Origin of the sequence: Pseudoalteromonas sp. Z1A6, assembly GCF_011378745.1 — a bacterium.
Taxonomy (GTDB): Bacteria; Pseudomonadota; Gammaproteobacteria; order Enterobacterales; family Alteromonadaceae; genus Pseudoalteromonas; species Pseudoalteromonas arctica.
Window position 1 is genome coordinate 1 of record NZ_WTKW01000085.1, and the last position, 13,553, is coordinate 13,553.

Sequence of the window (13,553 nt, forward strand, 5' to 3'; positions counted from 1 at the left end):
AAGTGAAATAAATAGATAAAAGTATAGAGAATAAAATTTAAGTAGTTGTAACTGCCAATTAGAATGGTTTGTTAATTTTGCTTTATTTTATCAGACAGGCTCAGCTCGACTTTCTAGGAATCAAAATAGGAGGTAATAGGGTGCTTTGTACTTCTTCACCACGTATCAGTTTTAATAAGTTCTCTACGAGCATTTGCCCTGCAACAGTGGTGTTTTGCTCTATCGTCGTCAGCGGTGGGTTTACATAACTAGCAATGGCTATGTTATCAAAGCCGACTACCGCAACATCTTTTGGCACGTTAATATTTGCTTCTTTAAGCGCCCGTATAGCACCAATAGCAATTAAGTCACTTGCAGCAAATAAGGCGTTAAATTTAATATTATTAGCGATAAGTGAGCGAGTGGCGTGATACCCAGATTCTTCAGTGGATATAGCGTTAGCCATTTTACGTTCGTTTATTTTAACATTGTTAGCCAATAGCTCATCTTTGAAGCCCTGAAAGCGACTAAAAAATTCAGGGCTGTGATCAGATGCATCTCCAATAAAAGCGCAATCAGTTCTGCTATGAGCAATAAAGTGCTCAGCGGCAAGCTTACCGCCACCGTAGTTGTCACAACAAACAGTTAAATCGGGTCGATTATCAACGGTTGCACCCCAACAAACAAACTTCGTGTTTTGTTCAAGTAAGGTGCTAAATTTTGGTTGGTAATCAATGTAATCGCCATAACCGAGTAAAATAATACCATCAGCTCTGTGGCTATCTTCGTAGTCTGCTTGCCAATCAGCACTGGCCGATTGAAATGAAACTAATAAATCGTAACCTTCTTTAGCGCAAGCACGAGTAATGCTGCCAAGCATGGCTAAAAAGAAAGGGTTAATTTGTGACTCGTCAGAAGTGGGGTCTTCAAATAAAAGTAATGCAAGCGTACTACTTTGCTGTGTGCGTAAGTTACTGGCATTTTTATCAACTTTATAATTAAGTTTTTTAGCTATATCAAAAACACGCTTACGTGTTTCCTCATTAACAAGGTGGCTGTTACGTAAAGCGCGAGATACAGTTGATTGAGATACCCCTGCATAGTGGGCAATATCAAATGAGGTGGCTTTACCTTTCATTGTTACAACTTAATTAGTTTGATAAATAATTGTGTCATTTTCGTTTATTAATGAATAATTTCAAGCTTTTTGTGAATTAACGTATATTTTTATTGATAAACGGCTGACACCGGTGTCATAATGTCAATGTTTTATCATTTTGTTGTCAAAACGTATTCGCTGTCTATATCTTTATAGGCAGCATTTTTTACTGTGATAGCTACTTTGAGGTGATAGCTCAAAGTATAAATAACAATGGTACACCATTGTAAAATAATAAGCATGAGTCGCTTAACAAAAGAGATAATACTATGAGCCCAAACGCTTCTGCACAATTTGATCCCATCTTAGTTGCTGATGTTGGCGGCACTAATGCCCGCTTTGCTTTAATCACTGCTTTTAATGAACACACCAACCAATTTGTAATAGAGCACATTAATATTTTCCCTAGTGCTAATTTTGGCTCACTTCAAAGTGCGCTTGAGCAATATTTACAAACAGTCCCGCATATTACACCTAAACGCGCATGTTTAGCCGTTGCAGGTCCAATAAAAGCTGGGCAAGTGCATTTAACTAATTTAGGTTGGCATTTTAGCGTCAGTGAATTTAAAACTCATTTTGATTTACAACAACTAGAAGTCATAAACGATTTTGCTGCCTTTGCATACGCCGCCCCTTATTTAGATCCTAAACAAAATGTCATTGTTAAATCGGGTCAAGCTGATGACAATGCAAACATTGGTGTTATAGGTCCAGGTACTGGCTTTGGTGCAGCGTGTTTAGTTAGAACGTCGCAATCTACCGCTGTTTTAAGTTCAGAAGGAGGGCATATATCGCTTGCACCTGTTAATGAGCTCGATACCTTATTATTAAATGAGTTACGTAAAGATCATCCGCATGTTTCTATCGAAACAGTATTTTCAGGCCCTGGTATTGCGCATTTGTACAAGGCCATGGCTGCAGTTAAGGGTGTAACAGCTAAAAATTTAGACGCGGCGCAAATAAGTAGTCTAGCAAATAGCGGTGAATGTACTGTTTGTGATGCAACGCTTAACCAATTTTGTGATTGGATCGGCAGTGTAGCCGGCGATTTAGCCGTTGTTTACGGCGCTTTAGGCGGATTATTTATCGGCGGTGGAATACTGCCTCGTATGCAAGCAAGACTTCTAGAGAGTCGTTTTGTTGAACGATTTTCGCAAAAAGGTATTATGTCGCAGTACGCAGGGCAAATCCCTGTAACACTTGTAACACAAGACAACATACCGCTTATTGGCGCTGCTGCGTGTTTACACAATAGCAAATAGGGCTTTGGCCTTATTGGTTGTATTTGGATAATGGATAGATGAAAAAAGTAACCATAAATAGTGTAGCAAGCCATGCTGGGGTTTCTAAAAAAACCGTTTCGCGTGTTTTAAATAATGAGCCAAATGTAAGTGCCGCTACCCGAGAAAAGGTACTCGCGGTATTTAAAGAACTTGATTACACACCTAATCCTATTGCGCGTGGCCTTGCACAAAATCGTAGCTTTATTATTGGTTGTTTATACGATAATCCCAGTAAAAGTTATATCACTCGGGTGCAAACGGGCGCTTTAGAAGCATGCAAAGAAAATAACTATAACTTATTGATACACCCTTGTGAGTTTCGTGGTGAAGCCCTTATAAATAATATTGAGCAATTACTACAGACTTCTCGATTAGATGGCATTGTATTAACACCTCCTTTTGGTGATTTTGCCGAGCTGGTTTCATTTTTAAAATCTAAAAAAATTCCTTACGCAAGAGTTGCGTCAGCTTTACTTCAAGATGATTCTATTTCAGTTCGTAGTAATGATGAACAAGGCGCATTTGAAATTACCGAGCATTTAATTAGTCTTGGTCATAAATCAATTGCGTTTATTAAAGGGCACCCCGATCACAGTGCGACGCAACAGCGTTTTAAAGGCTACAGGCGTTCACTTGCAAGCCATGGAATAGAATTTGATGAGCGCTTAGTAGAGGAGGGTAACTTTAGTTATCACTCAGGTGTCGACAGCGCGCGCAGTATTTTAGACTTATCACCTAGGCCAACAGCTGTATTTGCATCAAACGATTACATGGCGGCAGCGGTATTAAAATTAGCTACCCAGCGCCAACTTAAAGTACCTGATGATATTTCTATTGCGGGCTTTGATAACGCACCTATTGCGCGTCATATTTGGCCTGGTTTAACGACTATTGCACAGCCCGTTGAGGAAATGACAAAACAAGCCGTAACACAGCTTATATCTCATATAGCTCAGCCTCAAGAACAACCATACCAGGTAACGCTTGAATCGCGCTTAATTACACGTGAGTCTACCTCTGCGATAAAATAGTGAGTTAAAAACACTTTCACAGTAGCCCGAATATGAGTGACGCTTATTCGGGCTTTTTTTTGCTCTAAACTTGCTAAAATATACTTTGTGCCTAAAAATCAAATAGGTCATTATTCGGTCATGTTAAAATATTAAACTATTTTTGTTACCCGGGGTTGACACCGGTGTCATTGCTATGCGTTAATACAGTGACACCGGTGTCAGGGTTGTTGTGAGAGGCTCCCTGGTAGCGTACCTTTGAACGGGTAAATCAAAGATGCTCAGTACAGTTATTTACGTGGAGTCTGTAGTTGCTACTGAGCCTTTATCCTCTAACTAATAGAGATGAGTTAAATTATGTTACATCCTCGTATTCAAGAAGTTACCCAGCGCGTTATCGAACGCAGTAAAAATACCCGTCAAGATTATTTAGAACGTATTTCGCACGCAAAAAAACAAACAAGAGTTCGTGCCGGTTTAGGTTGCGGAAATATAGCCCATGTTATGGCTGCTTGTAGCAGTGATGACAAAGCGCGCTTAAAGGCTGATGAGCAGCCAAATCTTGCTATTATCAACTCATATAACGATATGCTTTCGGCTCATGTGCCATACAAAGATTACCCAGATTTAATTAAAGACATTGCTACCAAATTCGATGCTACAGCACAAGTTGCTGGTGGCGTTCCTGCAATGTGTGATGGTGTTACGCAAGGGCGTGACGGCATGGAACTTTCGCTTTTTTCTCGTGATGTAATTGCTATGTCTACGGCAATTTCTCTTTCGCACGATGTGTTTGATGGCGTTTTTTGTTTAGGTGTTTGTGACAAAATAGTCCCGGGTTTATTAATTGGTGCATTGTCGTTTGGTCATTTACCTGTGTTCTTTTTACCAGCAGGCCCAATGCAGTCAGGTATTCCTAATAAAGAAAAAGCACGTATTCGTCAAAAATTTGCACAAGGTTTAGTAAGCCGTGAAGACTTATTAGAAGCTGAAAGCGCGTCTTATCACAGCGCAGGTACTTGTACGTTCTACGGTACTGCAAACTCAAATCAAATGTTAATGGAAATAATGGGCTTACACCTTCCTGGTAGCTCGTTTATTAATCCTTACACTGAGCTTCGCGATGGTCTTACAGGTAATGCTGTAGAAACTATGCTTAAGCAGCTTACCGATGATAAAGAAAGCCCATGTTTAGCTGATGTGATCAGCGAAAAAACGATCATAAACGGCTTAGTAGGCCTGCTTTCTACAGGTGGTTCTACTAACCATGCAATTCATATTGTTGCGATAGCAAAAGCGGCGGGCATTCAGGTTACGTGGAAAGACATGTCTGATTTATCAGAAGTTGTACCACTGCTTACACGTATTTACCCTAATGGTTCAGCTGATGTAAACCACTTCCAAGCAGCGGGCGGTATGGGTTTCTTAATGCGTGAACTAGCAAGCGCCGGTTATTTACACACAGACGTTAAAACAATGCTAGGTGATGGTTTAGCACCTTACATGACAGAGCCTCGTTTGGATAAAGACGATAGCCTTATTATGAGTAACTCAACTGGCCCAACTAAAGTTAAATGGGTAGATTGCCCAGCAAACTCACACGATGAAGAAGTACTTCGCCCAGTGAGCAACCCTTTTAGTAAGCAAGGTGGTCTGCAACTTCTAACGGGTAACTTAGGTAAAGCAGTTATTAAAGTGTCAGCGGTTGCTATTGAACATCAGGTTGTTACTGCTCCTGCAAAAGTATTTAGCTCACAAGGTGCTTTGCAAGATGCATACACGCGTGGCGAATTAAACCAAGACTTTATTGCCGTGCTAAAAGAGCAAGGCCCTAAAGCGAAAGGTATGCCAGAGCTACATAAGTTAACGCCAGTAATGGCAACGCTTCAAGATGAAGGCTTTAAAGTAGCCATTGTTACTGACGGTCGTATGTCGGGTGCATCAGGTAAAGTACCAGCTGCTATTCACTTAGCACCAGAGGCAGTAGAAGGCGGCATTATTGCTAAAATCCGAGAAGGTGATTTAGTGACGCTTGATGCGCCAAACGGAATATTAAAAGTACACGTTAGCGACGAAGAACTTGCTAAACGTGAAGCAGAACTTAGCCAACCAAGTGCCACATTTGGTACAGGCAGAGAATTATTTACTGGATTTAGAAACATCGTAAGCAGTGCCGATTTAGGCGCGAGTGCTTTTGGACTTGAATAAATATTAGCCATACTGGGTAATGAGGAACAAGTAATGAGTATTGAAAAAATCTTAGCATCGGCACCTGTAGTGCCAGTGGTTGTAATCGAAAAATTAGAAGATGCAGCACCACTTGCAAGAGCGTTATATAACGGTGGCTTAAAAGCCTTAGAAATAACACTACGTACACCTATTGCTGCAGAAGCTATAAAGCTAATGAAAGCAGAAGTACCTGAAGCCTATATAGGTACTGGTACGGTAGTAGATAAAGCAAGTTTTGATCTTTCGGTTGCCGCTGGTGCAGATTTTATGGTGAGTCCAGGTGTGAGCGATGAGCTTATTGCTTTGGCTAAAACATCAGATATACCATTTTTACCAGGCGCTGCAACTGCAAGTGAAGTTATGCAACTTGCGTCGCACGGTTTTAAGTATTTAAAATTCTTCCCAGCAGAAGCTGCAGGCGGAACAGCAATGCTTAAATCAATCGGTGGCCCATTACCACATATTACTTTTTGCCCAACTGGCGGCATTAGCTTAGCAACCGCACCTAATTATTTAGCGCTTAATAACGTTATATGTGTTGGTGGTACGTGGATGCTAGATAAACAACTAATTGAAAATAAAGACTGGCAAGCAATTGAAGCGCTTGCTCGCCAAGCAAGTGAACTTAAATAGGAGTCTAAAATGATTAATGTAGCAATTAACGGTTACGGCCGTATCGGTAGAAATGTTTTACGTGCACTTTATGAGTCAGCTCAAAACAGCGAAATTAAAATTGTAGCAATTAACGATTTAGCACCTGCTAACGTTAATGCACATTTAACGCAGTATGACTCAGTTCATGGTCAATTTTCTAAAAAAGTAACACTTGAAAATAACACCATGTTAATTGACGATGACGTAATAACGTTAACGCAAGAGCGTGACCCTGCAAACTTACCGTGGAAAGCACTAAATGTAGATATCGTTTTAGAATGTACTGGTTTTTTCACTAAACGCGAAGATGCAGCTAAACATATTACTGCAGGCGCTAAAAAAGTAATCGTTTCTGCTCCAGGTAAAGATATGGATGCAACAGTGGTTCATGGTGTAAACAGCGATGTAATTAACGCTGATAGCCACATCATCTCAAATGCTTCTTGTACTACTAACTGTTTAGCACCGCTTGCAAAAGCAATTAACGACACAGTAGGTATTGAAAAAGGTAGCATGACTACTATTCATTCTTATACGAATGATCAAAATTTATCTGACGTATACCACCCTGATCTATACCGTGCTCGTAGTGCAACTCAATCTATGATCCCAACTAAAACAGGTGCTGCGGCAGCTGTTGGTTTAGTATTACCAGAACTTGCTGGTAAATTAGACGGTATGTCGGTACGTGTACCAACAATCAACGTATCTTTAGTTGATTTTACGTTTATTACTAAGCGCGATACGACTGCAGAAGAAATCAATGCAATCATGAAAGAAGCGTCAACGGGTTCAATGAAAGATATTTTACAATATAATGAGCTTCCGCTTGTTTCTATCGACTTTAACCATAACCCTGCGTCATCTATCTTTGATGCTACGCAAACTAAAGCCGATGGCAATCTAGTAAAAGTAATGGCTTGGTACGACAACGAATGGGGTTTCTCAAACCGCATGTTAGACCAAGTTAAAGCATTAGGTGCGTTTTTATAATACAGCCCTAATGATGTAAAGTTTTAGCTTTATCCAACCAAGCCACGCATTCGTGGCTTTTTTGTGTTTGGCTTATCTGTATATTTGCAACTCAGACTATGGAGGGAACTATTTATATTTTTTATATCCTAAATTTTGTTAATATTGGGTCATGGAAATCTCGTTATATTTAAACGACGCAAGGAATAATAACAATGATCAAAGCTTTATCACGAAAGATATTTCGCACAAATCATCTACAAATAGGTGAGGGCAACATAAGTGGCTACATAGCCTGCTTTTTAGCAATACTGAGTTGCTTAGGCGTATTAGCGTTTCACTTTCCTGAATATTTAACCACACCAGAACTACGCAAAAGCTACAGCGTCGACTTTTTACGCCAACTTATGTTTGCATCATTATTGGTCTCGGGCAGTTTAGGGCTACTTAACTTTGTACGTAATACCAATAAACGCTTAGGAGCTACAGCGTGGTTTTTTATTATTCTGGCAATTATGTTTGGCGGACCAAACGTTGAGGTAAACGAGTTTGCAAGCGACACACCTTACATAGGGCTTGATTGGTTTATTTTAGATTTGCTCGGCTCAACGCTTATATTTATCGTGATTGAAAAGCTACTACCACATCGTAAAGATCAAAAAATATTACGTAGCGAATGGCGGGGAGATTTAAACCACTTTTTTGTAAATCATTTAATTATTGGTTTTGTATTACTCGTTACTAACCACTTTGTGCATTATGGCTTTGGCTGGGCTGTATCAACGACTATTCAAGGTTATATAGAGCAAACACCATTTGTAGTGCAGTTGTTTTTAATTATACTCGTGGCCGATTTAATGCAATATTGGGTGCATCGTGCTTATCACGAAGTTCCTTTACTATGGCGTTTTCATGGTGTACATCACAGCGCCAAAGAAATGGATTGGTTAGCGGGCTCTCGCCAGCATATTCTTGAAATACTGGTTACTCGCAGTTTAGTGCTCACGCCCATATTTGTACTTGGGTTTTCACAGCAAATAATTAGTTTATACGTCATAATTGTGGGTTTACAGGCTGTGTTTAACCATGCAAATGTACGCGTTAGGTTTGGCTGGCTTAAGTACTTTATGGTTACACCGCAGTTTCATCATTGGCATCATGCGTCAGATAAAGCCGCGATTGACCGCAACTACGCTGCGCATTTTTCGTTTTTAGATTACGCGTTTGGTACTGCTGTTAAAGGCCAAAAAGAGTGGCCAGAAGCATACGGTGTAGTCGGGGATTACATGCCGGTAGGTATGCTTAAACAACAGGTTTACCCGTTTAAGCGCACTAAATAAATTCGAAAGTTCGAATAAATACACAATATAAACTAAAAGGGAGCAACGCGTTATACGTTGCTCCCTTTTAGAATTTATTTAATTAATACTGAATTATATATTTAGCTCTTCTAATAATTCAGTAAATGTAGGTCTTTGATTTAATACAGGTTGCATAGCGCGTTTTGCCATATCGGACATTTTATCAAATAGCTCACTTTGCCTATCATCGCTGGTTACCGTGCCTAATAAGTCTTCAATTAAACAGCCCAAGGCTCTTACTTCTATAAGCTCTAACTGCTTTTGTTGATACTCACTTAACATGGCTAAATTAGTAGCAGCACCAAAATCACCAAACAAAACATCATGGTCTTGGTTAATCATAGTATTGTGCGCATAAATGTCACCATGGCTCACTTTATTAGTATGCAAGTGGTGCAGTGTGCTTGCCATTTGTTTTGTAATTTTTAAAATAGCGTGAGTTGAGTAATGGCAATCATTATTAAAGGTATCACGCGTACAGGTTTCGAGGCTTGGAGGCAGGCCTAAATTAGCGAAGCTTTTATCTATTAGTTCCATCACTAAACCTAGCTGATCACTTTGTTCAATATAAGCAAGTACCTTAATTAAACTAGCGTGGTCGCCTGCTTGTAAGCAGCAATTTACTTCATCAAGCGGGTAGCCGTCGCTGGTAATTGCACCTTTAAATAATTTAATTGCTACAGCGCTATCAGCCGATTTTGCTAAATGAATAACGCCCGAGGCACCTTGACCAATAACATGGCTAAGAGTGTAATCGTTAAGAGGCTTATTTTCTAAGCTGCACTTTGTAAGGCACTGGGGCTTATTAAAATCGTTACCGGCAAACGCCAGCCAAGTAAGTTTAGGCAGTTCAAAAAGCCAGTCGTCTACGTGTGTTAAGTTATTAGCAGAGAGCCTAACAAGCTCAAGATTTTTACACTGCGCCATGCTACTTGGCAGCTGCTTAATTTGATTGCCCGCAAGCGCTAACTTTTTAAGCTGTGTAAATTGGCCAAAACTTTGAGGCAGCTCAGTAATATTGTTGTCGGTTAGTATGAGCCATTCAATTTTTTTTGGTAAACAATAGTCACTAAACTCAGTTATTTTACAGCCTTTAAATGCAACCATTATCAGAGCAGGGCACTTAGCTAAAATCTCAGGAATATGCTTAAACTGATTAAACGACAAAAATACTCGCTTAAGGCGTGTTAAACAGGCAAATTCATCAGGTAGTGTTGATAAGTTATTATTTGATAAATCGAGCACTTCAAGCGTGTCAGCTAAGCTAAAAATTTCTTCAGGAAATGTGGTTAGCTCTTCTACTAATTGCAGGTGAGTAGCACCAACAAGCTTGCCACTTTTAAGCTCTTTAAGGGAGTTCATATATTTATACCACGTTCTAAAAATGAAAAAGCCAACATAGCTGTTGGCTTAAAGTCGTTCTAACTTACTAAATTGTTCTTTAGAATTGCGCGTTATGGTAAACGTTTTGTACATCGTCGCAATCTTCTAGCATGGCTAAAAAGCGTTCCATAACTTCTACATCTTCGCCTTCAATAGGCGTTTCAATTTGTGGCACAAAGCTAATTAGGTCTTCGTCAAATTCAGTCACGCCCATTTCTTCAAGCGCTGTACGTGTGTTGTTGTACTCTGTGTGAGGAGCAAAAACAGTGACTTTACCGTCATCAACTTCTACGTCAGTTACATCAACATCAGCCATCATTAGTGCTTCAAGTACCGTTTCATCGTCATCACCGTCAAATACAAAAATAGCAAGGTGATCAAATAAATGTGAAACAGAGTTTTGAGCGCCAATTTTAGCATTTGCTTTAGTAAAACAAACACGTACATCAGCAAAGGTACGCTTGTTGTTGTCAGTTAAACAGTCAACAATAATCATACAGTTACCAGGGCCGTAACCTTCGTAACGAGTTGCTGAGTAGTCTTCACCGCCGCCGCCTTTTGCTTTGTCTATTGCGCGGTCAATAACGTGTGCTGGAACTTGGTCTTTTTTAGCGCGCTCAATTAAACGACGTAATGATAAGTTACCATCTGGGTCTACACCGCCGTTTTTAGCACAAATATAAATTTCTTTGCCGTACTTAGAATAAACTTTAGTTTTAGCACCCGCAGTCTTAGCCATTGAATCTTTTTTGTTTTGGTAAGCTCTTCCCATCTGCGTTTCGCCTTAATATATGTAAATAATAGAATAAAATTATAGTACGTATTCTAAAGGTAAATGCATTCAAGGGCTAGTAAGTATTAAAGCTGATTAAAACTGTCGCGTTTAAAAGCCATCTAAAGTGCATGTTATTAAGGGATTTTAGGGAGGGCTAAAAGGTGGTTTTCAGAGCAAATTTAACTAAATAAAAAGGCAACTCATTTAATGAGTTGCCTAAGGGTAATAAAATTAAACGAGACTAACTAAAGCCCCATTTTATTTACCAAATGCGTACACGTTCATCTTCAGGAAGGTATAACGCATCGCCTGGTTTTACATCAAACGCTTTGTACCATGCATCGTGGTTACGTGGCGCCTGTGCTCTAAAGCGACCTGGTGCATGTGTGCCACCACGAAGTTGGTTAAGCATGCTTTGTTCAGTACGTTTTTCTTTCCATACTTGTGCCCATGCAAGGAAGAAACGTTGATCGCCAGTCACACCGTCAATAACAGGCGCTTCTTTACCATTTAAACTTAGCTTGTAAGCATGATAAGCCATTGATAAACCACCTACATCACCAATGTTTTCACCAAGGCTATTTCGACCATTTACAAAGTTACCTTCGATTGGCTCGTACTTACTGTACTGGGCAGCAAGTTGGTCTGCTTTTTTGTCAAATGCAGCGCGATCAGCATCAGTCCACCAGTTACGTTGCACACCGTTTTCGTCTGATTTTGAACCTTGATCGTCAAACCCATGACCCATTTCATGACCAATTACAGCGCCAATACCGCCATAGTTTACAGCCGAATCGGCATTTGGATCGAAAAATGGCGGTTGTAATATCGCAGCCGGAAATACAATCTCATTAAATGAGCTGTTGTAGTAAGCGTTTACGCGTTGTGGCGTCATGCCCCAGCGGTTACGATCTGTTTTTTGTAGCTCTTTTTCAACACTTTCTGCGTGGAAAAACTCACGCATGTTTTTCACATTACCGATTAAATCGTTTTTGGTAATGCTTAAACCGTCATAAGACTGCCAAACATCGGGGTAACCAATTTTTGGTACAAATGCAGCAAGCTTAGCGCGCGCATTTACTTTTGTGGCATCGCCCATCCACTCTAGGTTATCAATACGTTCACCCAGGGCTGTACGAAGGTTTTCAACCAGCTCAGACATTTGCTGTTTTGATGACTCAGGGAAGTAACGCGCTACGTATATTTTACCAATAGCAAAACCAAGAGAGGTCGTGCCCGACATTTCGCTTATTGCACGTTTCCAGCGAGGGCGAGGTTCTTGTTGTCCGTTTAGTTCTTTACCAAAAAAAGCAAAGTTAGTATTAAATACGTCCTCTGATAGTAAACCGGCGTTACCGCTAATAGCGTGATACGTTAAGTAGTCTTTCCATACTGCAATATCTTCTTGATTGATTAGTTCAATCATCGCTTTTATTGGCTCAGGTTGAGAGACATTTAACTGAGGTACTTTATAGCCTGTTTGTGCAAAGTATAAATCCCAGTTAAAGCCAGGATAAGCAGTGCTTAAATCGGCACGTTCAACTTGGTTTAGGGTTAAGTCGCGATTACGACGTTTTTCACGAGGCCAATGACCTTGTGCAATTTTAGTTTCAAGATCAACAATTGCTTGAGCACGCTCAGCGGTATTTTCAGTGCCTGTAAATTCAAGCATATCAGCAATGTGGGCAACATAGGCTGCACGCGTTTTAACAAAGCGCTCAGCGTCTTCAAGGTAGTAAGAGCGATCGGGTAAGCCTAAACCACCAGCACCGAGTGACATTTCATATTTATTAGGGTCTAAGCGGTTAAACCACATGCCGCCACCAAAAGGGGCTTTATTACCGGTTAACCAAGACTTTCCAAACATTTTAGCTAAATCGTCAGTTGACGATATATCACTAATTTCACTTAACAATGGTTTGATTGGCGCCACACCTAGCTTATTAAGCGTTTCGGTATCCATATACGCATTGTAAAAATCAGCAACGAGTTTTTCTTCTGCGTTTAAATCTTTACGCGCCGCTATTTCTTCAATAATAGCTTTAACATCGTCTTCGCTGCGCTCAGCTAATCCTGAAAATGCACCGTAGCGAGTTTTATCTGCAGGCATTTCATAGTTGTCATACCATGTGCCGCTGGCATACATAAAAAAGTCGTCGCCTGGTTTAACGGCTTCGTTACGAGCTGTTAAATCAACACCAAAACTACCTAATTCTGCTTTTTCTGCCACTGTTGCTGTAGCTACTTTAGGTTGTTGCTCGTCTGTTTTTGTTGTTTGCGGCTCTGAACAACCGGTAATAAATGTGGCAGCTAATGCTGCGGCAATTAAACTCTTTTTCATTATGTTCCCCTGAGGAGCTTTTTTGGATTCAAATAGGTGAGAATCATTTTATTGTTACGAATATTTAACTTATCGATTGTTATTGATATTAATCATACAAACAAACCTTTTGAGGTGAATCACCACAGCGCTCGATAAAACTTAGATTAAGTAAGAAGAGGCCAAGCCAAAAGCGAGAGGTAAACTCACGCCTACGCTTTAACAGCAATGTTTAGGTTTATTCATGGGGCAGGGCTTAAATTTATCTGTAGGCGCGCCTTTATGCCGCGCTTGTTTAAATTAGCTTAAAAGCGCGAGGTAAACTCCCGCCCACAGTTAATAGCGATGCTTAGATGTATTCATGGACTGGGGCTTTAATTTATCTGTAGGCGCGGCTTTATGCCGCGCTTGTTTAAATTAGCTTAAAA

General features: G+C 40.2%; 10 protein-coding genes. 6 read left to right on the top strand and 4 right to left on the bottom strand.

Features of this window, described 5'->3' with window-relative positions; all coding sequences use genetic code 11:
* Positions 1–100: 100 nt before the first annotated feature.
* Positions 101–1,117, bottom strand: a complete 1,017-nt coding sequence (locus tag GQR46_RS07515) for a LacI family DNA-binding transcriptional regulator (RefSeq protein WP_165727413.1) — start codon at positions 1,115–1,117, stop codon at positions 101–103.
* A 290-nt stretch (positions 1,118–1,407) separates the two neighbouring features.
* Here GQR46_RS07515 and glk point away from each other — a divergent pair, with 290 nt between their 5' ends.
* The 6 genes from glk to GQR46_RS07545 all read left to right on the top strand — a co-directional run bounded on the left by glk (position 1,408) and on the right by GQR46_RS07545 (position 8,626).
* The gene (gene glk, locus GQR46_RS07520; protein WP_165740594.1) at positions 1,408–2,400 is read left to right on the top strand and encodes a glucokinase; all 993 of its coding nucleotides are present in this window, start codon (positions 1,408–1,410) and stop codon (positions 2,398–2,400) included.
* 38 nt (positions 2,401–2,438) lie between these two features.
* Positions 2,439–3,452 (top strand): LacI family DNA-binding transcriptional regulator, encoded by a 1,014-nt coding sequence (locus GQR46_RS07525; RefSeq protein WP_165740595.1) that lies wholly within the window; start codon positions 2,439–2,441, stop codon positions 3,450–3,452.
* A 336-nt stretch (positions 3,453–3,788) separates the two neighbouring features.
* Positions 3,789–5,639 (top strand): phosphogluconate dehydratase, encoded by a 1,851-nt coding sequence (edd, locus tag GQR46_RS07530; RefSeq protein WP_165740596.1) that lies wholly within the window; start codon positions 3,789–3,791, stop codon positions 5,637–5,639.
* 33 nt (positions 5,640–5,672) lie between these two features.
* A complete protein-coding gene (gene eda, locus GQR46_RS07535) occupies positions 5,673–6,293 on the top strand; it encodes a bifunctional 4-hydroxy-2-oxoglutarate aldolase/2-dehydro-3-deoxy-phosphogluconate aldolase (RefSeq protein ID WP_165740597.1) in 621 nt (206 codons plus the stop codon).
* A 9-nt stretch (positions 6,294–6,302) separates the two neighbouring features.
* A complete protein-coding gene (gene gap / locus GQR46_RS07540; RefSeq protein WP_165727417.1) occupies positions 6,303–7,307 on the top strand; it encodes a type I glyceraldehyde-3-phosphate dehydrogenase in 1,005 nt (334 codons plus the stop codon).
* 194 nt (positions 7,308–7,501) lie between these two features.
* Entirely contained in the window at positions 7,502–8,626 is a 1,125-nt protein-coding gene (locus GQR46_RS07545) for a sterol desaturase family protein (protein ID WP_165740598.1), read from the top strand.
* Positions 8,627–8,719: 93 nt separating this feature from the next.
* Here the strand turns inward: GQR46_RS07545 and GQR46_RS07550 are convergent, their stop codons facing one another.
* The 3 genes from GQR46_RS07550 to GQR46_RS07560 all read right to left on the bottom strand — a co-directional run bounded on the left by GQR46_RS07550 (position 8,720) and on the right by GQR46_RS07560 (position 13,146).
* On the bottom strand, positions 8,720–10,009 hold the full coding sequence (locus GQR46_RS07550; RefSeq protein WP_165740599.1) for a leucine-rich repeat-containing protein kinase family protein: 1,290 nt from the start codon (positions 10,007–10,009) through the stop codon (positions 8,720–8,722).
* A 79-nt stretch (positions 10,010–10,088) separates the two neighbouring features.
* Entirely contained in the window at positions 10,089–10,802 is a 714-nt protein-coding gene (locus GQR46_RS07555; protein WP_024592923.1) for a YebC/PmpR family DNA-binding transcriptional regulator, read from the bottom strand.
* A 265-nt stretch (positions 10,803–11,067) separates the two neighbouring features.
* Positions 11,068–13,146 (bottom strand): M13 family metallopeptidase, encoded by a 2,079-nt coding sequence (locus GQR46_RS07560; RefSeq protein ID WP_165740600.1) that lies wholly within the window; start codon positions 13,144–13,146, stop codon positions 11,068–11,070.
* Positions 13,147–13,553: the final 407 nt, after the last annotated feature.

What these genes read in the sequence shown, in the direction of transcription:
- GQR46_RS07515 (WP_165727413.1), bottom strand. Translation starts at nt 1,117, where the DNA reads ATGAAAGGTAAAGCCACCTCATTTGATATTGCCCACTATGCAGGGGTA.
- glk (WP_165740594.1), top strand. Translation starts at nt 1,408, where the DNA reads ATGAGCCCAAACGCTTCTGCACAATTTGATCCCATCTTAGTTGCTGAT.
- GQR46_RS07525 (WP_165740595.1), top strand. Translation starts at nt 2,439, where the DNA reads ATGAAAAAAGTAACCATAAATAGTGTAGCAAGCCATGCTGGGGTTTCT.
- edd (WP_165740596.1), top strand. Translation starts at nt 3,789, where the DNA reads ATGTTACATCCTCGTATTCAAGAAGTTACCCAGCGCGTTATCGAACGC.
- eda (WP_165740597.1), top strand. Translation starts at nt 5,673, where the DNA reads ATGAGTATTGAAAAAATCTTAGCATCGGCACCTGTAGTGCCAGTGGTT.
- gap (WP_165727417.1), top strand. Translation starts at nt 6,303, where the DNA reads ATGATTAATGTAGCAATTAACGGTTACGGCCGTATCGGTAGAAATGTT.
- GQR46_RS07545 (WP_165740598.1), top strand. Translation starts at nt 7,502, where the DNA reads ATGATCAAAGCTTTATCACGAAAGATATTTCGCACAAATCATCTACAA.
- GQR46_RS07550 (WP_165740599.1), bottom strand. Translation starts at nt 10,009, where the DNA reads ATGAACTCCCTTAAAGAGCTTAAAAGTGGCAAGCTTGTTGGTGCTACT.
- GQR46_RS07555 (WP_024592923.1), bottom strand. Translation starts at nt 10,802, where the DNA reads ATGGGAAGAGCTTACCAAAACAAAAAAGATTCAATGGCTAAGACTGCG.
- GQR46_RS07560 (WP_165740600.1), bottom strand. Translation starts at nt 13,146, where the DNA reads ATGAAAAAGAGTTTAATTGCCGCAGCATTAGCTGCCACATTTATTACC.